Source organism: Bacillus sp. RCC_6_1 (genome assembly GCF_041360755.1).
Classification (GTDB): domain Bacteria; phylum Bacillota; class Bacilli; order Bacillales; family Bacillaceae_G; genus Bacillus_A; species Bacillus_A cereus.
Genome location: NZ_JBFUPV010000004.1, coordinates 309,484 through 330,764 on the forward strand (window position 1 = coordinate 309,484; position 21,281 = coordinate 330,764).

A 21,281-nucleotide genomic window follows, 5' to 3' on the forward strand; every position below is an offset into this window, starting at 1 on the left:
TCTTATCCCTACCTACTATTCACATTCGTACTTGTAAATCTCCTTACCATATCCTCTATCAATTAGTAAAAGTTCATTTGGATATAGTGTCTTATGTTCCATTCCTACTTCATCCTCTGTTATAAACATTCCATCAATAATCATTCCAACTACTTGTGATTCTTTCGCTACAAAGACAGATTTCGAACCTTTCTTCGCTATAAATGTAACGGATTGCACAGTTTTTCTTTCTGCTCTAAATGGGATCCCAAAATAATGGTTCCACCATTTATTTCGAAGTAATTCTGGTTCAGATTGATATAGCCAATCTTTCGCTACCTCTTGATCCCATTCATAATACAGTAGTGCTTTCCGGTGAAATCTTGGCCGAACAATCCATCCTAAAACAATGATTCCTACTACTAACAGTAATAAAGTGATAGGAATGACAAACTTAAAAATAAGCGCATATTTTTCATAAAACGGAGCATCTTGAATATGGAATGTTATGTTTTTCTTTACTTCTTGTAACTTTGAATCCTGCATTACGATGGTAGCTTCTACGGTGCCGGTATCTGTAAAATTAAATGTGTCGGAGTAATAGGGACGAGGATAAACATAGATTTGATTTCCATGTTGCTTTATTTCATAGTTGATTGATTGTTTAGATGTGACACCAGTAGATTTTAATAGTTTCTTTACAGCCTCTTCTGTCATCGGCTTACCATCTAACTGTGGTTGTATAATAAACGGTTTACTATTCTCTAAATTTGTCACTTTTTCTTCATAATCTTTTGTAACAGTTTGAAGTGATAATTTCGGTTTCTCAGCTGTTTCAATTTTAAATTCTTTCGTCTGTCTATAAAACCCCTTTATATTCATATGAACTTTCCCGCGTACTAACCCTTTACCAAGCTTCGTTTCGTAATAAAACACATGCCTTTTATCGTTCCACTTCATTGCATATTGTTTTCCGTCTATTTCTACTTCTGCCTGAAAGTAAGAAGACTGAACTGGCAACTCCGTAGGCCTTGCTTCAATAACAGCTGTCACACCTTCATACATTTCCTCAACATTTTTTCTATCCTTATCCTCTTTATCATAAGTAGAAACAGTATAATTAAGTGCCGGTTCGACTAGTACTTGTAACCCTTCTTTCTCAATATCTCGGTCCACTTCTATCGTATAAGTTCCTGGTTTAATAACTTCCTCATTTTCCGTACTTATATGAACTATATTTCCGAACAACTTTGCTTCTCCTGGTGCATGTATGGAAAAAGAAGATTGTAATTGTAATGGTTTAGAAATTTGTGTGACCTGATAATCGGGCAGAGAAGGCGATTGTCGTACAAGCGTCATACGCTTTAACGGAAACGGTGTTGTAATCTCTACTCTTTTCCCCACTACTTTCGTTTTTACAATCGATTCAACAGAGGAGAATGGATCACGATTTGCAACTAATGCTGCCACTTGATTTACACTTTTTACAATGCCATCTTCTCCGCTTGACGGCATCGTAACACCATTTATCTCTTTCTTCCATATTTCCTTGAACGTATTTAGTTGTTCTTTTTCTTGTTGTCCTAAATCTTCTTCCATCGTAATTAAGACTGGATGTAACGATATCTTTTTTGCATCCATTTCTTTCTTAAACTGGGCTAATTTCTGCAAAATTTGTTCTTTTCCGCCAACCTTATCTTTCTCTAAATCATTAAATGCCCCGTCAGTTAATACAATAAGCCAAAATTCACGTTTTCCATCTATATCTGCTTCCTTTTTTATAGATTGCATCGCCGTTTCTACCGCGCTAAATGGAGTATTTAAATACGTTTTCCATGCTCCAATTCCCTCAATTTCTGTTTGCCTTTTATCCTTCGTTAACGAAATGTTTAATGGCTCATTCGGCTTACTCATTGGAACGTAAGAAAATTTATCTTTTTCATCCAATAGCGCAACTAAACTTTGCAAAGCATAATTGGCATATTTCCAGCGATCGTTATTTCTCATGCTGCCCGAATCGTCATATACAAGTGAAACGACCCTTTCCTTTGCCTCCTCTCCTTTTGCAAAAGCTGATAAAGGTAAACATATAAATAGAAACAACATGAACGTGGCACAAATTCGGATTTTCATGATGAGGCTTCGCCACCTTTGTAGACAAATTCCTATGTTTAAATTTATGAGAGGAAACAAGATATATGACTTGTATTTTAGGACAACGAACCCAGCATAATTTTATTATGTAAACAGTTATAAGAACTGAATATTATTCCTTCTAGCGTTTTCTATCCGATACTATAAGTAAAAAAGCCTGTTTAAGCTCCACACTTAAAACAGACTTTTCCTACTTTTTATTTTAAAAACACATAACAAAAAGTTTGATTTTTGACTTAACACATCACTTCTATTGTAAATCCACCAGGTGCTTCAACGTAAAACGTATACGCATGGACATGCTTAGGAGGCTCGACCAAAAATCCATCTTCCTTCAATCTTTCATTTATCTTATCTACTTGTTCTTCACTTTCTTGTGGAAATCCTACGTGAAATGTTCTTGGATACTGAACTTCTTTTCCTTTCATTAAAGTTAGTATAAATCCATCATTATCACGCATAACTGCAAAGGCATTCCCTCTTGTTCCACTACAAGTTAGACCAAAATACTTCTCTAAAAACTCTCTAGCTGCTGTTACATCTGTAACTGTTAAATTAAGATGTTTAATTCCCAATCCTTCACCTTCTTTCTCAATTTTCTAACATTTTATCATACAAATAAAAAACACGCCTTCCACAGCGTGTTTCATTGCTTTACATACACTTCAACAATCGGATTCTCTTTATTATCCGCATGCAAGCGTATATTCTCTTCACTTGTATTATAAATACTAGCTAATAACATTATCGTTAACACATTAGGTGTCTTCGCATCACTTCCGTATTTTCTCTCAAGCGCTTCCTTATATTCAAAATCTAAATCCCCCTGCACATATGTATACACTTCAAAACCATCTTCTAAATTGCAAACTACTGTATCAATAATATCTGTCCCTACTTGCTTCTTCATTTCCTCTCGTAACGCTTCAATAAAATCTTCCCATGGTACTTCGTATGTCTGAAACTGATCTGTAGATTTCATGCCTTTTCCTCCTTATATATCCTCTTCTTATATTTCCCCTTTCCTATAACAATTATGATAGATAGGGCATTCGTACAAGCCGCACTTGTCCCCCTTACATATCGTATTACTGTAATGCGGAAGGAGGAAAGAATATGCATAGACAAAAATGTTATGATACATGCCAACGTTATTTCGGAAAAGTTGTTCGGATTGAAGACCGTGATGGCCGTATACATTTAGGTAAAATAATCGATGTGACACAAAACTCTGTATGGATCGAACCGGTGCAACAGCGCTCATCTTTTGATTCAGGGTTCGGATACTACGACGCTTATGCAAACGGTGGTTGTGACCTTTGTGGAGGCCTTAGCAGGTGTGATAGTTGTGGATTCGGATGCGGTGGTGGATTCAGCAGCTGCGGATGTGGTGGTCGTGGTTGTAGTAGTTGTGGTTGCGGCGGCTGGGGAGGCGGCGGTTGTGGCTGGGGTGTTGAACTCGGATTTGGTTTCATCTTCGGAATTACATTAGCTGCATTATTTTTCATTTAACATAGTAAAGAGTTGGCTACCTTTAGCCAACTCTTTTTCTTTATTTTTCACATATAAAAATACGATGCCCTAAAATGTGTTGGTACATAAGCCGTACATTTTCATGCTGTGCCCACGCCTCATATAACTCATTCGGAATATGTGAGGATACATTCCATTCTGGCTCTTCTACATAGCCAGAGATTGTTTCTGCAATCGTGCCACCACCCGCAATTGTAATTCTTTTAAAATTTGCTTTCTGAAATAATTGTACCCACTCATTCTCAGTTAACAGTTCTTTCATGCCATATAATTGGGCGATTTTTTCTTCCTCACCCTTATCAATGTGCCTATCAATAATCATTTCAATGACAACAAGCTTACCGTCCTGCTGTAATACACGATAACACTCCGAGATAACCCTTTCTTTGTCTGTAAAAGCGATGATTGATTCTCCAAGTACGAACTCAAATGAGTTATTCAAACACGGTAAATGCTCTACATTTCCTTCAATTAATTGTATATCTAACCCTTCAAACAACCATCTATCTTTTGCCTTTTGAATCATAATTTCATTCTTTTCAACCGTTGTTACTTTATAGCCAAATTCCCTTGTCATATACGCCGCTGTTTTCCCCGTACCACAACCTATCTCAAGGACATTCGCTCCATATTTAAAAGGCAGTTGTGCTAACAATTGTTTTGTTAACGTAAAGCCACCAGGATGAGCACTTCCTATTCCGTAATAAGCTAGGAAATCGATGTATGTGTTTCGTTTCATGGGATTCTCCCTTTTTTATTTTATATATTCGAGCACGGAAGAAAAGTGCATAGAAAAAAGGGCGTATTGTACGCCCCTCATCTTACTTATCCTCTGTAATATATGCCCATTTATAGCTGTAGTCTCCACCAACCGGATGGTGAACAATACCTTTTACTTTCTGTCTTTGAACGATAGCATCACCACGTTGATATAATGGTGCAATTACAGCATCATCAAGTAATATTTTCTCAGCTTTTAGTAAGCTATCCCAACGTTCTTTCGTTTTCGTTAATAGCTCGCCTTTACCTTTTTCTACAATTTCATCATATTTTGGATTTGAATATCCAGTTTGGTTATGAGGACCATTTGTAACGAACATATCAATGAATGTCATTGGATCTAAGTAGTCAGGGCCCCAACCAGCGTAAGATAAATCATAATCTAAATCTGATTCTAATTTTAATTTTTGTTTAAACGGTTGATTTTTCAAGTTCACTGTTAACCCTGGTAAGTTTTTCTCAAGTTCTCCTTTTAAGAATTCTCCTACTTTCTTCGCATTATCGCTATCGTAGTTTAATAGCTCAATCGTTACTTGCTCTTTTCCAAGTTCTTTTTTCGCTTTTTCCCAATGCTCTTTTGCTTTTTTCACATCTGTTTTTAAAATATCTCCATTTTCTTTACGGAAGTCTTTTCCATCTGGACTCTTAGCAAATTCTTTTGGTACTAAGTAATCTGCTGGTGTAGATCCGTCATTTAAAATAACGTTCGTTAAGCCTTTTTTATCATATGCCTTTGCAATCGCTAAACGTAAATCTTTGTTCTTTAATACTGTATCTTGCCCACCACGTTTTTGGTTTAAACGTAAGAAGAACGTTGATGGTGTTTTTTGTGTATAAAAGTCTGGATTTGATTTATATTTGTCAACCATTTCAGATGTAAGTCCCGCACGATCGATTTGTCCGCTTTCATATAAGTTTACACGTGTACCGCTATCTTTTACTACGTTAAAGTTGATTTCATCTAACTTAACTGTTTTATTATCCCAATATTGTGCATTTTTCTTTAATTTCCATCCTTCTTCATGTTTCCAGTCTGTTAATGTAAATGGTCCGTTGTATAACGTTGTATCTGCTTCTAAACCAAATTTTTCACCTTTTTCTTTTACGAATTTTTCATTTAACGGATAGAATGTTCCGAATGAAGTTAATTCTACAAAGTAAGGAACTGGATTTTCTAATTCTACCTCTAATGTGTAATCATCTACAGCTTTTACACCTAACGTATCAAGTGGTGCTTTCCCATCATTAATTGCTTTTGCGTTCTTTAAATCAAACATAATGTATGCATATTCCGCTGCTGTATTTTTATCTACCGCACGTTTCCAAGCAAACACGAAATCCTTCGCTGTTACAGGGTCTCCATTTGACCATTTTGCATTTTTATTTAATGTAAATGTATACTTTTTACCATCATCACTCTTTTTATATGATTCAGCAACTCCTGGTGTTGCTTTATTATCTTTATCAAGTCGATATAAACCTTCCATTACGTTGTTTAAAGCTAGAAACGATACTTGGTCTGTCGCTTTAGCAGAGTCCATAGATGGAATCTCTTGAGACTCTGTTAAATTAAGCACTTGCTTCGCCGCTAGCTTTCCGCCTTCTTTTTCACCGCTTTTTGGTGTTGTGCTTGCCTTCTCTTTATCTCCTGATCCAGAGCAAGCTGTTAATGCCATACTCATTACTAAAACTGGTGCTACGACCGCTGTCAATTTTTTCATCTTTTTTCTCTTCATTTTTTGTACCCTCCCCAATTATATGTACGATATTAACATTTAGAATTTCTCTACTAACTTTCGTTATCAGAAAATTCTTATTAATTAATATTCTACTATTTTTTAAAATTTTGTAAAGTATTTTTGTAAATTTTCTAAATATTTATTTTTTTATTATAGTAACTTGTTGTTTTAACTACTATATGAATTATCCCCGTCTACTATATGTAAACATCCCTCCCCTTATTCCACTCTATTACTACGTTCTATATTTTTCTTATTAGCATGAGGTCTCTTACTATCATCTGTCTTACTACTTACTGACCTCTCTAAATCCCTCCGATAGAACCTTCCTAATTACCTACCCGATTCTCAATAGGCTAACGAGATTTATTCCCTTATACATACTAAAAAGCATTTCAAAAGCAGCTCAGCCACTTTTGAAATGCTTTCACTTTATTTTTTTCCGCCATCCTCAGTTACATACGCCCACTTAAAGCTATATTCTGGACTGATGTTATGTTTCACAATTCCTTTTACATTCGGTTTCATTACATACGATCTTCCTGTTTGATATAAAGGAACTAACCCTGCATCTTCTTCAAGGAATAATTTTTCAGCTTTCCCTAACGTTTCCCAGCGTTTTTTCGCATCACTCATTAATTCATTACCTGCTTTTCCTACCATTTCATCGTATTTTGGATTTGAATAACTCATTTGGTTGTACGGGCTCTTCGATTCAAACATATCAATAAATGTCATTGGGTCCGCATAGTCTGGACTCCAACCTGCATAAGAAATTTCATAATCTTGCGCAGTTTCTAATTTTAATTTTTGTTTGAACGGCTGAATTTTCGTATTAATCGTTACACCTTTTAAATTTTTCTCAATTTGATCTTTTACATAGTCAGCAATCTTTTTCGCAGTTCCATCATCATAGCTTAGCAATTCAATTGTAACTTGATCTTTTCCAAGTTCTTTTTTCGCTTCTTCCCACGCTGCTGCTCCTTTTTTCGGATTATATTTCAGACCATTTTTAAATGTATCTTGATAATCTTTACCATCTGGCCCTGTCGCAAGTCCTTTTGGAACCAATTGATCTGTTGCTTTTGAACCATTATTTAAAATTACATTTGCCAATCCTTTTTTATCAACTGATAATGCAATTGCTTCACGAAGTTTTTTGCTCTTTAAAGGCGTATCTTGTCCGTTACGTTTTTGATTTAAACGTAAGAAGAATGTACTTGATTCCGCATACTCACCATATTCTTCTTTGTTCGATTTATATTTATCTACAAACTCTCCTGATAGTAATGTAAAATCAATTGATCCTGTATCATATAAGTTTACTTTCGTTGCAACCTCTTTTACTACACTATAGTTAATTTCTTCTAATTTCACAGTCTTTTTATCCCAGTACTTATCATTTTTCTTCAGCTGCCAACCTTGTTCATGTTTCCATGAAGACATAACGAACGGTCCGTTATACACAGTTGTATCTGCTTCTAAACCGTACTTATCACCTTTTTCTTTTACGAATTTTTCATTTAATGGATAGTATGATGGGAATGCTAATAAATTTAAGAAATACGGTACCGGTTTTTCTAATTCTACTTCTAGCGTGTAATCATCTACCGCCTTCGCCCCTAATTCAGTTACAGGTTTTTCTCCTTTATTAATTGCTTCTGCATTTTTAATATAGTAAGCAATAAATGCATATTCTGCCGCAGTATTCTTATCAAGTAAGCGCTTCCATGCAAAAACGAAATCTTTCGCTGTTACAGGATCACCATTTGACCATTTTGCATCTTTTCGCAGTTTAAACGTATACTTTTTACCATCTTCACTTTTCGTACTAGACTCTGCCGCAGCAGGAATTGGCTTATTATCTTTATCAAGGCGATATAGGCCTTCCATCGTGTTCCCTAAAATTTGCGAACCTAATGTATCAGTAGATTTAGAAGTATCCATCGTCGGAATTTCTTGGTTTTCCGTACGATTTAATACTTGTTTCGCTGCATATTTAATATCAGATTTTTTTTCTTCCCCACTATTTGATGTAGTAGTCGTTTTCTTTTCCCCACCTGACCCAGAACATGCTGTCAATGCAACACTCATCGCTAAAACTGGTACTACAACTGCCGTTAACTTTTTCAGCTTTTTTCTCTTCATTTTTATACCCTCCCTAATTATATGTACATTACCAATCCTTGAGAGACCCCTTACTAAAGATTCGTTTTTCAGAAAATTACAACTAATGTTATTCTACTCTTTTTTTCGTATTTGTAAATAGTTTAATTTTAAATATTCCGATTTTTTTAATTTAGTATGATTTATCCCCCATCTACTATATGTACATACTATACACCTTATTCTCTTCTATTTAACCACACTAAAAATTAGTATTTTAAGCTCACAAAAAAAGCATTTAAAAGTAGCTAAGCCACTTTTAAATGCTTTTTCAACTCTATTATTTTTCAGTCACATATGCCCACTTAAAGCTAAATTCTGGACTGATATTATGTTTTACTACTCCCTTTACATTTGGTTGTAAAACATAAGAATCTCCTCGTTGATATAAAGGTACAATCGCTACATCTTCTTCAAGTAATGTTTTTTCAGCTTTTCCTAACTCTTCCCAACGTTTTTTCGCATCGCTCATTAATTCCGTTCCAGCTTTTTTCACCATGCCGTCATATTTAGGGTCAGAGAAGCTCATTTGGTTATGAGAATGTCCAGTCTCAAACATATCTAAGAACGTCATTGGATCTGCATAATCCGGATTCCATCCGCCATACGAAATATCATATTGTTGTTCAGTTTCTAATTTTAGTTTTTGCTTAAATGGTTGAAGTTTAATATTAACTGTTACACCTTTTAAGTTTTTCTCAATCTGATCTTTAATATATTCGCCAACTTTTTTCGCATTACCAGTATCGTAGTTTAAGAATTCAATCGTAACTTGGTCTTTTCCAAGTTCTTTTTTCGCTTCTTCCCAAGCTGCAGCCGCTTTTTTAGCATTTGGTTTCAAACCGTTTTTAAACGTCTCTTGGAAATCTTTACCATCCGGTCCGGTTGCTAATCCTTTTGGCACTAAGAAGTCAGCTTCTTTTGATCCATCATTTAAAATTACATTTGCTAAATTCTTTTTATCAATTGATAACGCAATTGCTTCACGTAATTTTTTGCTCTTTAATGGCGTGTCTTGTCCATCACGTTTTTGGTTCATACGAATGAAATACGTACTTACTTGTGAATATGTGCCAAATTCATCTTTCTTGCTTCTATATTTATCAACGAACTCTCCATTTAATAAAGCAAAGTCAACTTGACCGCTATCATATAGATTGACTAAAGTCGCAGCCTCTTTAACAACACTAAAGTTAACTTCTTCCAGTTTCACAGTCTTTTTATCCCAATATTGATCATTTTTCTTTAATTGCCATCCTTGTTCATGCTTCCAATCTTTAAGAACGAACGGTCCGTTATAGACAGTTGTATCAGACTCTAAACCGAACTTCTCGCCCTTTTCTTTAACGAACTTTTCGTTTAATGGATAATATGATGGGAATGCTACTAAGTTTAAGAAGTACGGTACTGCTTGCTCTAACTCAACTTCAAGCGTAAGATCATCTACTGCTTTTACTCCTAATTCAGTTACAGGTTTTTCTCCTTTATTTACTACTTCTGCATTTTTAATCGGGAATGCGATAAATGCATACTCAGCAGCTGTTTTTGGATCTAATAGACGTTGCCAAGCGTATACGAAATCTTTCGCAGTTACTGGATCTCCATTTGACCATTTTGCATCTTTGCGTAGTTTGAACGTATATTTTTTACCATCTTCACTTTTCGTGCTAGATTCTGCTGCTGCTGGAATCGGCTTATTGTCTTTATCAAGACGATATAACCCTTCCATCGTATTACCTAGCATTTGTGAAGATACTGTATCAGTTGATTTTGAAGAGTCCATCGTCGGAATCTCTTGTGTTACTGTTCGATTTAGCACTTGTTTTGCTGCTAATTTTTCCCCTGACTTACTATCTCCACTAGAGCTAGAATTTGTGCTTGTTTTCTTATCTCCACCTGATGTAGAACATGCTGTTAACGCCATGCTCATTGCTAAAACCGGTGCTACAACTGCTGTTAGTTTTTTCATTTGTTTCTTTTTCATTTTGTACCCTCCCTAATTCTTAACGATAGCTATTAAAGAATTTTCTGATAATTCTGTTTTTCTCTATATATTTATCAGACGATTCTTACTAATTCTTATTCTACTAATTTTTTAATTTTTGTAAAGTATTATTATTGAAAATTTTTAAAAAATTATTTTTTTACAGTAATATTCATAAAAATGCCATATGTTGTTCAAACCTTATTTCGCATTCATACACATTTGTTGTTTTAATCACTTTCATCTCATTTACCACTTGAATACTTGTTAATTATTGCTAATAAATAATGCATATATCTAAAAACATCTTTTCTACAAAAATAAAAAAGCAGACATTTCGTCTGCTTTAATTCTCCTCAATTTGCTTTTCACTTAATCCTAGATGTGTTCTAAGAGTATTACTCAAACTCTGTAGATCTTTTTTATTAGGATTATAATAATATACACGTTGCCCGTTTGGGCCATTAGGTAAGTATAAATCATCACCAGCTAATTGTATTTTTTCAACTGAACCGTTTAAACCGTATTTATAAAAAGATAAAATATCATCCATTACTAAATTTGTTTTAAAATCACCATCAACCGCCTCAACTATTTTTTCTAACTTCGTAATCGATCCTACACTTTTTAATTTACTTAAAATCGCTTCAATAACAAGTTGTTGGCGCTGTCCTCTCATTGCATCACTATCAATATGGCGCGTTCTTGCTAGTGCAAGTGCTTCTTCCCCATTTAATTTTTGTAATCCTTTTTTCAAATGAATCGCATCAGGTTCATCTTTACTATTTTGCTCCGTAAATTCAACTGGGACATCCACTTCAATACCATCTAACCCATCAACAATTTTAGTAAAGGAACCAAAATTAAATTTCACAAAATAATCAACAGGCACCTGTAACAATTTTTCTACCGCTTCCACAGAAGCTTGCGGTCCTCCATCTTTACCATTTTTAACGAAACCACTTCCATATGCATGGGTTATTTTATCTTTTTTCTTTTCAACTGGAACATATGTATATGTATCACGCGGTATGCTTGTTAATTTCACTGTTTTATCGTCTTTATTAAAAGTCGCTAACAATAATGCATCTGTATGAAATGCACCATTATATTCCTTTTGTCGTTCTTGATTTTCATCAATTCCCATAATTAAAAGTGAAACATGATTTGCAATTGGCTTTACAGATTTCTCACGTAAATTGGATTTTTCACCTCGTGCTAAATTCAAATTAGATTTTTGTACAAGACTAGAAGTTTTCATATATACATAGGCTCCATAGCCAATTCCACCAAATAGTAATACCGCCAGTAGTAAACTTATTATCTTTTTCTTTTTATATTTTTGCTTATTTTTCTCTTCTCTTAAAGATGAATGATTCCCCATTTACTCTCCTCCTGTTTCTATTGATCCAATATGTTTTTCATTTTTTCATATTTAGCGCTATCCTTTTGAAACATACTTTCTTTCAATCCCTTATCTATTTGTATCCATTCAGTCGTAACTGAATATTGAATCAAGCCTTCTTGAAAACTAAGAAATTTCAACATAATCCCTGTATTTTTCTCCACAACCATTTCGAATTTCCCTCTTAAATCTTCAGATGTGCTAACAGGCATCTCTATGTTTATAACTCCTTCAATTTTGTAACAATCTAATCCAAGATATTTCGTTTCTTTATAATTCCAATCTTTATATCGAATTAATAAATCTGCGAATTCTGATTGAATACTATATTTAGCTAGCCCTACATATTCATCATCATATCTCTTTTTCTCATCTGATTTTCTCACTAACCTTTCCGTAGGATTTAATTTTAATAGTTCATTGTTTCTTTCTTTCGGGTTCCATTTTGTCTCTTTATAGGTATACTTCTCATCATCAAACTCTTTTTTCTTGCCCTCGTTATATATAATTGTTCGTTTTTTGGCTAGTTTATCTTCTTTCGAAGAGATACCTCTTTGTTTCTCCGTATCAATCGCATACTTATATGTTGTAGCAATTCTTGATGAGCTAGAATATTCCTCAAATTGTCCTGAAATATTTTTAAAATAATCAATAGAATCTAGCATTTTTTGATGAATCTTTTCTTTATCTGGATAATGTACATTCGATTTTATTTCTTCTTCATTTTCATAATCAGAAAACGCTTTTTTCTTTACATATTCAAATACTCCACCATTTTGCGCAAAACTTTGTATAGAAAACTCAGACATAGATACCACTGAAAGTATACAAACCGCTGCACTAATTATCATCATATGAATTTTGTAACTCTTCTTTTTTACCTGAAGATTATGTAGCGTGCCATTAATTTTTTCATTTAACTCTGGAGGTACTATAACATTTTCATCTTTTATTCTCTTTTTTAATTTCTCATCAAATAATTTTTCATTATCCATCCTTTACACCCCCTATTCCATCTTTAATCGTTTTTGTAGTTGTTCCCTCGCGCGTGACAATCTTGATTTCACTGTTCCTTTCGGTATTTCTAACAGCTTTGCTATACTCTCTTGATTCATGTCTTCATAGTAATAAAGCACCGTAACAGCTCTTAATTCTTCATGTAACGATTGAATCGCATTACACAAATCTATATCTTCATACTGATCACACGCACTCATATTGTAATCATTCTCCTCTGTCACAATTACATTTTTATACGCTCTAATAATATTGTTACACTCATTTATTAGTATTCGAATTAACCAAGTTTGAAAAAATTCTTCTTTTTTTAATTTTTTTATATTTTCATAGGCTTTTAAAATTGTTGTCTGTATCGCATCCTCTATATTTGTCTCATCACGTAACATCGCCTTTGCTATTCGATACATCTTCACTTTTTCTGTATGTATAAGCGCTATAAAGGCTTCATGATCACCTTTTTTCGCTAAAGAAACATCCGTTTCTTCTTTTATAATCATTTTATATAAAGGGATTACTTTCACAATCGCTCCTCCTGTTTCATCCTCACTTCATCACTTCCAATTTAACTTTACATATATTAGACGTATGAACCTAGAAAAAGGTTCACTTTTTTGAATGTTTTTTTAATTAAAAAGATAAATATCCTTTATAAGGATGCAATAAACATACTAGTTTAAATTTACAAATAAAAAAAGCCCACTTTCTCAGTGGACTTTCTACTCTATAACGGTAAATCCCTCTTCCTAAATACTACAATCGCTACGATAAAAATACAAAGCGCTACAGCAGTTAAACTTATACTTACCGGCCATATATTATATGATCCTTCAGCAATTTCTTTCGGACGAAACAGCGTGAATAATGATAGGTTTTTCATCCATTCTAACTTATCACTTAACTTCCCTACCATATCCAATACGAAAAATAAGATAGTTAAACTCGCTGAATAACTTAGTGCTTTTCTTTCGTCATTACATATACAAGAAAAGAAAAATGAATAGGCACTAACGACTAAAAATATGAGCCCTCCGACTACATTTATCTTCAAAAATAATTCTTTATTTAAGTTATTATCCTCTAAAAACCATTCAGCACCTACTATACCCGCTACATACGTAACCGCTACAATAATCAGTAGTCCTAATATAAGAATAGCCGCTTGCGTAATTGCGATTTGTACTCTAGATACAGGCGTTGCTAGCAAGTATGCCATTGCTCCTTTATCTACATGACGAGCAATTAAATGTGTCGCAACTGTTACGCAAAAAATTGTTAAAATGATAATAAATAATAGACTATAGTATTCGCCCGCTAGAAAATCCATTACGTTTTGAATCGGACTTTCCATACCAACGATTTTTTTCACACTATCAGGCATGGCACCTATTAATTCATTTAGCCCTTTCGCTGATACCATTGACGGGAATATCCAAATTAATAACCACAGATATAAAGCTGCACCAGACGCATAACTCAAAATACTTTTTTGTGTTTCTTTCAAACTAGCTAAAAATAATTGCTTATTCATGCGTTATCCCTTCTTTCTTATCGTAATAATGCATAAATAAATGTTCTAAATCCATCGCTCTCGTTTGAAGTGCCGTTACATTGTAGTTTGAAAGTGTTTGTAAAACAGTTTGATAGTTTCCTTGTACAATGATAGATGCCTCTCTGCCTTTTACCGCTTCAAATTGCAAATTACACTTTGTAAGAGACTCAATCTCTTCTTGTGATGATACTGTTACATCTATCACCTGTCTTCTCATACTTTGTAAATCGTGAATATTTTCAACCGTTACGAGTCGACCATCTTTAATAATAGCTACTCTGTCACAAGTTCTCTCAATTTCAGTGAAAATATGCGAAGACATAAGAATTGTTTTTCCTCTTTGCTTTTCCTCTAATATTAAATCTATAAACACTTGCTGCATAAGTGGATCAAGTCCAGATGTTGGCTCATCTAAAATTAACACCTCTGGATCGTGCATAAATGCAGCAACTATCCCTACTTTTTGCTTCATTCCTTTAGACATTTTGCGAATCTGTGTTTTCACATCAAATTGCAGACGCTCTATTAGTTCATCTCGTCTTTTTGTATCCTTTAATCCACGCATTCCTTGCATTAATTTTAAAAACTCTAATCCGTTCATTCCTTCAATAAAAGAAATTTCACCCGGTAGATAACCAACTTCCCTTTGAATTTTCGCTGCTTCATTCCAACAATCTAATCCAAAAATTGTCGCTTTACCAGCTGTCGGTTTTATAAATCCCATTAAATTACGAATCGTCGTTGATTTTCCGGCACCATTCGGTCCTAAATAACCAAATACTTCTCCCTCTTTTACATCAAATGTAATATGAAACAAACCTTTTCCATTCGAAAACTGTTTTGTGACATCTTGAACTGAAATCATAATTCCACCTCATTTTTTGAAATATTTAATATGTGATATTTCAAAATTATTGTACTCCTCATCTTCCATATTCGCAACAACTTTTTGAAATATTTATTAGTTCATATTTCAAAATTATTGTTTTCCATTATTTTTTCTTGTATATTTTAAGTGAGGTGATTGCATTGAACGGCTTTGAAAGAGTAAAAGAAAAGAAAAAGCGTGCCATTAAAGAAGCAGCATTCTTATTATTTTCAGAACGTGGATTTAATGAAGTGAAAATAGAACATATCGCAAAAGAAGCAAACGTTTCTCAAGTTACAATTTATAATCATTTCGGAAGTAAAGATGCGTTATTTAGGGAGCTTATACAAGAATTTATCATATCTGAATTTCAATATTATAAAGAGCTTGCAGAAGAAAAATTACCTTTTCATGATATGATGCAAAAAATGATTGTAAGAAAAATGAATACTGGCGGATTATTTCAACCTGATATGTTACTACAAATGATGCAAAGGGACGAAGAACTCCGTAAGTTTATTTATAGTTATCAAAATGAAAAAATCCTACCCTGGTATTTAGAAATATTAGAACGAGCTCAGCGCAAAAACGAAATTAATCCACACCTTACTAAAGAAATGATGTTACTTTACATTCAAATGTTTACAAAATTAGGTGATGAATTTGGAGCACAACTTCTTGAAGGAGATCGGGAAAAACATATAAAAGATATCGTTACGATGTTCTTCTATGGTCTTTCTGTTCCACAAAAGTAATTTTTCTAAAGAACAAATAAAATCACCAAAAAGCCCTTTGGATATTTAAATCGCAAGGGCTTTTTCATATCAAAAAATGACTAAAACTAACTTTATCTTAAAGAAGTTAAATGCTGCTTTATAGATAACACCTTATTATAGATTAACTCTTTTAACATCACAGGCTGAATTGAAATAATCGTTTCACCAAAATTTAGAAAATAACTTGAAATAAACTCAACTTCTTGCTTGTTAAAATAGCCTGTTATACTATAATTTTCATTTTCTTTTTGTATCCTCATGGAAGGGTAATTCTCTTTATCAAAAATATCTTTTCCTTTTTGATTAACAATGACACTAAAATCAATTGCATCAGGTTTTCTGTGAAAGTTTGTAAGATAACTTAATAGTTCTTCAAGATTTTTTGAATTCGTGTTGCTTGTTTCCTCAATAGAAAGAATTTTATCACATCTAATTATTTGAACACCATTTGTCTCAAAATTAAAGATTTTAGCATACCACTGGCCAAATTTAGATTCGATTCGAATAAATTGGGCGACCAATACTTTCTCCTCATCTTTTTTTAAATATGTTAAATAATAAACTCGCTCAGCAAAAATTCCCTGTAAAATTTCTTTTAAGAACGGACTAAAATTACTATGATTTGTTACTTCAAAGGAAAGCGTTCGTTCCATAATTGAAATGTTTTTACTCACATTATCAGGTAATACATGTTTAAATTTATTTTCAAGCGCAATACTTTCTATATTAAATGGTTTTATCTTGTATCCATTTAGTGTAAGAATCGAAAAGTATAACGCATACATTTCATCCACACTAAAATAAATTGGCGATAACACACTATTTTCTATAATTTTATAACTTCCATTTCTACCTAGTTCAGAATATATGGGTACACCTATTTCTTCCAATGATTGAATATCTCGTAAAGCTGTACTTTTAGAAATATCATATCTAACCATTAAATCTTTTAAATTAAAATTTCTTTTATTATTTAAGAAAATAAGCATATCATTTATTCGTTCCGTTTTTTTCATATTTACCTCCCGAAAGGTGTCATGTATTGAAACCTTTTTAGTCTATATTATAATTATTAACTAATAAAGGAGTTGTGAATTTATGACATTAGAAATAGCTATTTTTATCTCAATGAATGGGCAAGCAAAGGAGGCAATTAACTTTTATACACGTAATTTAGAAGCCAAAAAATTAATGGTTGTTACGTATGAAGAACTGGCGAAAAGAGATCGTTCTTTTAAAATTACAAGTGAAAATAAAGAACATATTGCTCACTCTGTTTTACAAATTGGGAATACAAAGCTAATGATAGCAGAAGATACAATGAATACTAATGAACGTTATAACGTTGGAAATAACATGTCACTTTGCATTCAAAGCGCTAATTTAGAAGAAATACAAAGGTTTTATAATAATTTAATTTCCGATAAGCATGTGAAAATAATCTCTCCGCTAGAAAAAAATATATTTAGTGAAGCATATGGTATTATTGAAGATCCTTATGGCATACAAATCCAATTAATGTATGATAAACGACTAAACTAAACTAAATAATTAATCATATTCACATATTCCTAATAAAAAAGACACGAATTTCGTGTCTTTTTATTTTATAGAAATGACTCTACCTTTTTCACTGCTTTCAATCGCTAATTGAATCAGTTTAATAACATCTAAACCTTCTTTTGCTGTTACAGGTAGTTTCTCACCATTTAATATACTATCTCGCACACCTTTATAATAATTGTCATAACAACCGACTTCTGTTGGAATACGCTCTAAGTTTTCTTCTGTTTCTAAAGTAGCAAAATTCTCTTCATCGTCTACTCCATAACCGTTATCACCTGGCTTCATTCCATTTTTTAATTGCTCTTCCTGCGAATCCATACCGTACTTCACGATAGAACCTTTCTCTCCATGCACTATAAAATGCGGTCCAGCTTTTTTCACATAACTGCTACTACGTAAAATGACACGTTTAACTCCGTAATGAAGTACTATGTGGAAATAATCATCCACCTCTGCACCTGGTCGTTGTTTTATTACATCTGCACTTATCGCATCTGGTTTCCCGAATATTAATAACGCTTGGTCAATTAAATGCGACCCTAAATCGTATAATATACCGGAGCCTGGTAGATTTTTTTCTCTCCATCGATCACGTACATGTGGACGGAAACGATCAAAATTCGATTCATATGCGTATACATTCCCTACTCTGTTTTCTCCTAACAATTTCTTAATTGTTAAGAAATCATTATCAAAACGACGATTATGATATACGCTTAACATTACATTATGCTGCTCTGCTAATGAAATAAGCTTTTCCCCTTCTTCAATTGAGACAACAAATGGTTTTTCTACAACAACATGCTTACCGTTTAAAATTGCTTCTTTTACATATGGAAAATGAGTTGTATTAGGTGATGTAATAACAACTAAGTCAACATCAGCTCGCTTCACCAATTCATCAATTGTACTAACAACATTAGCATTTGGTAATGTTTCTTTTACTACCTCTTCTTTTGAGGATAATACAGCACGAATATCATATTCTTCTATCGTTTGTAATAGTGGGATATGAAATGTCGTACTAGAAAAACCAAATCCTACAATCCCTACACCTATTTTTTTCATGTTGCCCCTCCATTTGTCCCGCTTTAACAGGCAGTAAGATTCCTAACCAAAAATTCAGCGAAAGCTAAGGAATTAGGTGAGAAATCAACTGCTTGTTAAAGCCCGATTGGTTCAACTAATAATCAGTGTGGATAAAGAAAATCCCCATTGATTAAAGTTTCACTTTATGAGAACGATTTCATTCAGTTATTATAACAAGATTATTATTATTTACATAATAAATTGCCTAGAAAAAAGCATCTTGCTATTATTCATAGCAAGATGCCCTCTTTATTCTGGTCTTTTCTTCGTCCACGTTTCTACTACTTCACCAGTATCATTAACATCTAGCACTAAGCTACCATTACTATACCGGTCTTTATTTCGATACGCTTTCGGATCAATCTCTTCTACAATGTTTTTCTCTGTCTTCATGTAAACTAATTCATCGTCCCGAACAATTTCAATACCGACAATGCGGTACGGATTACGTTTTAATTCTTTGAAAATAACAAGACCTCGTTTCGCCCTCGTTGATTTTTCAATTTCTGATGCTTTTAGACGTTTTACAGCACCGCGCTGTGTTACGAGAATAAGTTGATCTTTGTCACCATTTAACGGTTTACCAGAAGCGACATAGTCATCTTCTTTTAAATTAATTGCTTTCACGCCAGCAGCTCTTACACCGACTGGACTTACTTCATCTTCATGGAAAATAAGTGCATATGCACCGTGTGTAGCAAGAACGATATCACTCGTTCCATCTGTCGCAAATATATCGACAACTTCATCATCTTTTTTCAAGTTTACAGCAACGAATGCCCTTGAATAACGCTGAACTTTATATTGATTTAATTCTGTTTTCTTTATCATACCATTTCTTGTTACAAATACGATAAATCGTTTTTCTTCCTCAAAGTTCTGTACAACCGTTGCCCAAATGATTGTTTCATCCCGGTCGAGTGAAACGATATTAGCAACGTGCTGACCTAAATCTTTCCAACGAATATCTGGCATTTCGTATACTGGCAGATATATATAGTTTCCTTTATTCGTAAATAAGAGGACTGTCTCTGTCGTATTCGTATCGAATCGTTCAAGTAAGATGTCACCCTCTTTCATACCGAAGTCTTTGCCGTTTGAGGCATTGTGTGAGCGCCATCCAGTACGTTTCACATACCCTTCTTTCGTTACAGTAACGATGACATCTTCTTGTGGGATCATCACTTCTACATCGATTTTAATTTCCTCGATTTGATCTTCAATAATTGCGCGTCGATCATCACTATATGTTTTCTTAACTCTCTTTAAATCTGTTTTAATTACTTGAAGTAATCTTTTTTCACTTTGTAAAATTGCCTGTAGCTCAATAATTTTCTTATTAAGCTCATCTGCTTCTTCTTGTAACGCCGTAATGTCTGTATTCGTTAAGCGATATAATTGCAAGGAAACAATTGCTTCTGCCTGTGCTTCTGTAAAGCCAAATTTTGCACTTAAATTATCTTTCGCGTTACGTTTATCTTTTGAAGCTCGAATTGTTTCAATTACTTGGTCTAAAATCGATAATGCTTTCTTTAAACCTTCTACAATATGTTGACGATTTTCTGCTTTTCTTAATTCATATTGCGAACGTCTCGTAATAACCTCTTTTTGATGTCCAATATAAGCATCTAAAATTTTCGGTAATGTCATAAGTGTTGGACGACGATTATTGATTGCTACCATATTAAAGTTATATGGAATTTGCAAATCTGTATTTTTATATAAATAATTTAAAATACCTTCGGCGTTTGCTTCTTTCTTTAATTCAACAACAATTCGTAAACCAGTACGATCTGTCTCATCACGCACTTCAGCAATACCATCTAACTTTTTATCTAGACGTAATTCATCCATTTTCTTTACAAGATTTGCCTTATTCACTTCGTAAGGAATTTCAGTGATTACAATTTGTTGTTTCCCACCGCGCACTGTTTCAACTTCTGCTTTTCCGCGAATAATAATTTTACCTTTACCTGTTTCATACGCCTTTTTAATACCATCAATCCCCTGAATAATACCGCCTGTTGGGAAATCTGGTCCTTTCATAACTGTTAATAAATCATCAACAGTACTATTTGGCTTATCAATACGCATCATTGTAGCATCAATAACTTCTCCAAGATGATGCGGAGGAATTTCTGTTGCATAACCAGCGGAAATCCCTGTAGATCCGTTCACTAATAAATTCGGGAACGCTGCTGGTAATACAACCGGTTCTTCACTCGTATCATCAAAGTTTGACACGAATTCAACTGTTTCTTTATCAAGATCACGTAATAATTCAGATGCGATTGGTGATAAACGAGCTTCCGTATAACGCATCGCTGCCGCTGGGTCCCCATCAACACTACCGTTATTACCATGCATTTCAACTAAAACATTACGTACTTTCCAAGTTTGGCTTAAGCGTACCATTGCTTCATATACAGAGGAATCTCCATGTGGATGATAATTACCGATAACATTACCTACTGTTTTAGCTGATTTACGAAACGCTTTATCATGTACATTACCTTCTACATACATAGAATATAAAATACGTCTTTGTACTGGCTTTAAGCCATCACGTGCATCTGGAAGTGCACGATCTTGAATAATATATTTACTATAACGTGCAAAGCGATCACCTAACACGTCTTCAAGCGGGAGGTCATGAAACTTCTCTGCTTGCAT

18 protein-coding genes are annotated in these 21,281 nt (G+C 33.8%); 3 read left to right on the top strand and 15 right to left on the bottom strand.

Translation table 11 applies throughout. The annotated features are described in order from the left end of the window. Positions 1 to 15: 15 nt before the first annotated feature. The 3 genes from AB6801_RS15835 to AB6801_RS15845 all read right to left on the bottom strand — a co-directional run bounded on the left by AB6801_RS15835 (position 16) and on the right by AB6801_RS15845 (position 3,115). Entirely contained in the window at positions 16 to 2,112 is a 2,097-nt protein-coding gene (locus AB6801_RS15835) for a vWA domain-containing protein (RefSeq protein WP_000702076.1), read from the bottom strand. 257 nt (positions 2,113 to 2,369) lie between these two features. Next, complete coding sequence (locus AB6801_RS15840; protein ID WP_000511523.1) at positions 2,370 to 2,708, bottom strand: VOC family protein; 339 nt, start codon at positions 2,706 to 2,708, stop codon at positions 2,370 to 2,372. A 71-nt stretch (positions 2,709 to 2,779) separates the two neighbouring features. Next, positions 2,780 to 3,115, bottom strand: coding sequence for a hypothetical protein (locus AB6801_RS15845; RefSeq protein ID WP_000842888.1), 336 nt, complete (start codon positions 3,113 to 3,115; stop codon positions 2,780 to 2,782). A gap of 134 nt (positions 3,116 to 3,249) precedes the next feature. Here AB6801_RS15845 and AB6801_RS15850 point away from each other — a divergent pair, with 134 nt between their 5' ends. Then, the gene (locus tag AB6801_RS15850) at positions 3,250 to 3,645 is read left to right on the top strand and encodes a hypothetical protein (protein WP_000554977.1); all 396 of its coding nucleotides are present in this window, start codon (positions 3,250 to 3,252) and stop codon (positions 3,643 to 3,645) included. 40 nt (positions 3,646 to 3,685) lie between these two features. On the opposite strand, the gene AB6801_RS15855 is transcribed toward AB6801_RS15850, so the two are convergent. The 9 genes from AB6801_RS15855 to AB6801_RS15895 form a co-directional block, all read right to left on the bottom strand. Next, positions 3,686 to 4,405, bottom strand: a complete 720-nt coding sequence (locus tag AB6801_RS15855; RefSeq protein ID WP_000828247.1) for a class I SAM-dependent methyltransferase — start codon at positions 4,403 to 4,405, stop codon at positions 3,686 to 3,688. Positions 4,406 to 4,487: 82 nt separating this feature from the next. Continuing rightward, positions 4,488 to 6,182, bottom strand: coding sequence for a peptide ABC transporter substrate-binding protein (locus tag AB6801_RS15860; RefSeq protein WP_000823443.1), 1,695 nt, complete (start codon positions 6,180 to 6,182; stop codon positions 4,488 to 4,490). A 435-nt stretch (positions 6,183 to 6,617) separates the two neighbouring features. Continuing rightward, positions 6,618 to 8,333, bottom strand: coding sequence for a peptide ABC transporter substrate-binding protein (locus AB6801_RS15865; protein WP_000823429.1), 1,716 nt, complete (start codon positions 8,331 to 8,333; stop codon positions 6,618 to 6,620). 298 nt (positions 8,334 to 8,631) lie between these two features. Further along, positions 8,632 to 10,335: a peptide ABC transporter substrate-binding protein gene (locus AB6801_RS15870; RefSeq protein ID WP_000730165.1), complete on the bottom strand. Its 1,704-nt coding sequence runs from the start codon at positions 10,333 to 10,335 to the stop codon at positions 8,632 to 8,634. Positions 10,336 to 10,681: 346 nt separating this feature from the next. Then, positions 10,682 to 11,719: an LCP family protein gene (locus tag AB6801_RS15875; protein ID WP_000526726.1), complete on the bottom strand. Its 1,038-nt coding sequence runs from the start codon at positions 11,717 to 11,719 to the stop codon at positions 10,682 to 10,684. Between the two features lie 17 nt (positions 11,720 to 11,736). After that, complete coding sequence (locus tag AB6801_RS15880) at positions 11,737 to 12,735, bottom strand: hypothetical protein (protein ID WP_000368246.1); 999 nt, start codon at positions 12,733 to 12,735, stop codon at positions 11,737 to 11,739. A 12-nt stretch (positions 12,736 to 12,747) separates the two neighbouring features. After that, a complete protein-coding gene (locus AB6801_RS15885; RefSeq protein ID WP_000864723.1) occupies positions 12,748 to 13,281 on the bottom strand; it encodes an RNA polymerase sigma factor in 534 nt (177 codons plus the stop codon). Between the two features lie 200 nt (positions 13,282 to 13,481). After that, positions 13,482 to 14,288: an ABC transporter permease subunit gene (locus tag AB6801_RS15890; protein ID WP_087967720.1), complete on the bottom strand. Its 807-nt coding sequence runs from the start codon at positions 14,286 to 14,288 to the stop codon at positions 13,482 to 13,484. Continuing rightward, positions 14,281 to 15,174: an ABC transporter ATP-binding protein gene (locus tag AB6801_RS15895; RefSeq protein ID WP_000626570.1), complete on the bottom strand. Its 894-nt coding sequence runs from the start codon at positions 15,172 to 15,174 to the stop codon at positions 14,281 to 14,283. The genes AB6801_RS15890 and AB6801_RS15895 overlap by 8 nt, the downstream gene beginning before the upstream one ends. A gap of 155 nt (positions 15,175 to 15,329) precedes the next feature. Here AB6801_RS15895 and AB6801_RS15900 point away from each other — a divergent pair, with 155 nt between their 5' ends. After that, positions 15,330 to 15,932 carry a TetR/AcrR family transcriptional regulator gene (locus AB6801_RS15900; protein WP_002005560.1) on the top strand — a complete coding sequence of 201 codons (603 nt, stop codon included), beginning with the start codon at positions 15,330 to 15,332 and terminating at the stop codon, positions 15,930 to 15,932. A 92-nt stretch (positions 15,933 to 16,024) separates the two neighbouring features. Here AB6801_RS15900 and AB6801_RS15905 read toward each other — a convergent pair whose 3' ends face one another. After that, positions 16,025 to 16,969 carry a helix-turn-helix transcriptional regulator gene (locus AB6801_RS15905; RefSeq protein ID WP_097999073.1) on the bottom strand — a complete coding sequence of 315 codons (945 nt, stop codon included), beginning with the start codon at positions 16,967 to 16,969 and terminating at the stop codon, positions 16,025 to 16,027. A gap of 82 nt (positions 16,970 to 17,051) precedes the next feature. Between AB6801_RS15905 and AB6801_RS15910 the strand changes: the two genes are divergently transcribed. Further along, on the top strand, positions 17,052 to 17,495 hold the full coding sequence (locus AB6801_RS15910) for a VOC family protein (RefSeq protein ID WP_000171325.1): 444 nt from the start codon (positions 17,052 to 17,054) through the stop codon (positions 17,493 to 17,495). Positions 17,496 to 17,555: 60 nt separating this feature from the next. Here the strand turns inward: AB6801_RS15910 and AB6801_RS15915 are convergent, their stop codons facing one another. Beyond that, positions 17,556 to 18,587: an oxidoreductase gene (locus AB6801_RS15915; protein ID WP_097814149.1), complete on the bottom strand. Its 1,032-nt coding sequence runs from the start codon at positions 18,585 to 18,587 to the stop codon at positions 17,556 to 17,558. A gap of 270 nt (positions 18,588 to 18,857) precedes the next feature. Beyond that, positions 18,858 to 21,281: a DNA topoisomerase IV subunit A gene (parC, locus tag AB6801_RS15920; protein ID WP_001147465.1), complete on the bottom strand. Its 2,424-nt coding sequence runs from the start codon at positions 21,279 to 21,281 to the stop codon at positions 18,858 to 18,860.

Coding starts and splice junctions, on each gene's coding strand:
- AB6801_RS15860 (WP_000823443.1), bottom strand. CDS start 6,182: ATGAAGAGAAAAAAGATGAAAAAATTGACAGCGGTCGTAGCACCAGTT.
- parC (WP_001147465.1), bottom strand. CDS start 21,281: ATGCAAGCAGAGAAGTTTCATGACCTCCCGCTTGAAGACGTGTTAGGT.
- AB6801_RS15890 (WP_087967720.1), bottom strand. CDS start 14,288: ATGAATAAGCAATTATTTTTAGCTAGTTTGAAAGAAACACAAAAAAGT.
- AB6801_RS15905 (WP_097999073.1), bottom strand. CDS start 16,969: ATGAAAAAAACGGAACGAATAAATGATATGCTTATTTTCTTAAATAAT.
- AB6801_RS15875 (WP_000526726.1), bottom strand. CDS start 11,719: ATGGGGAATCATTCATCTTTAAGAGAAGAGAAAAATAAGCAAAAATAT.
- AB6801_RS15855 (WP_000828247.1), bottom strand. CDS start 4,405: ATGAAACGAAACACATACATCGATTTCCTAGCTTATTACGGAATAGGA.
- AB6801_RS15865 (WP_000823429.1), bottom strand. CDS start 8,333: ATGAAGAGAAAAAAGCTGAAAAAGTTAACGGCAGTTGTAGTACCAGTT.
- AB6801_RS15835 (WP_000702076.1), bottom strand. CDS start 2,112: ATGAAAATCCGAATTTGTGCCACGTTCATGTTGTTTCTATTTATATGT.
- AB6801_RS15880 (WP_000368246.1), bottom strand. CDS start 12,735: ATGGATAATGAAAAATTATTTGATGAGAAATTAAAAAAGAGAATAAAA.
- AB6801_RS15870 (WP_000730165.1), bottom strand. CDS start 10,335: ATGAAAAAGAAACAAATGAAAAAACTAACAGCAGTTGTAGCACCGGTT.
- AB6801_RS15845 (WP_000842888.1), bottom strand. CDS start 3,115: ATGAAATCTACAGATCAGTTTCAGACATACGAAGTACCATGGGAAGAT.
- AB6801_RS15850 (WP_000554977.1), top strand. CDS start 3,250: ATGCATAGACAAAAATGTTATGATACATGCCAACGTTATTTCGGAAAA.
- AB6801_RS15910 (WP_000171325.1), top strand. CDS start 17,052: ATGACATTAGAAATAGCTATTTTTATCTCAATGAATGGGCAAGCAAAG.
- AB6801_RS15915 (WP_097814149.1), bottom strand. CDS start 18,587: ATGAAAAAAATAGGTGTAGGGATTGTAGGATTTGGTTTTTCTAGTACG.
- AB6801_RS15895 (WP_000626570.1), bottom strand. CDS start 15,174: ATGATTTCAGTTCAAGATGTCACAAAACAGTTTTCGAATGGAAAAGGT.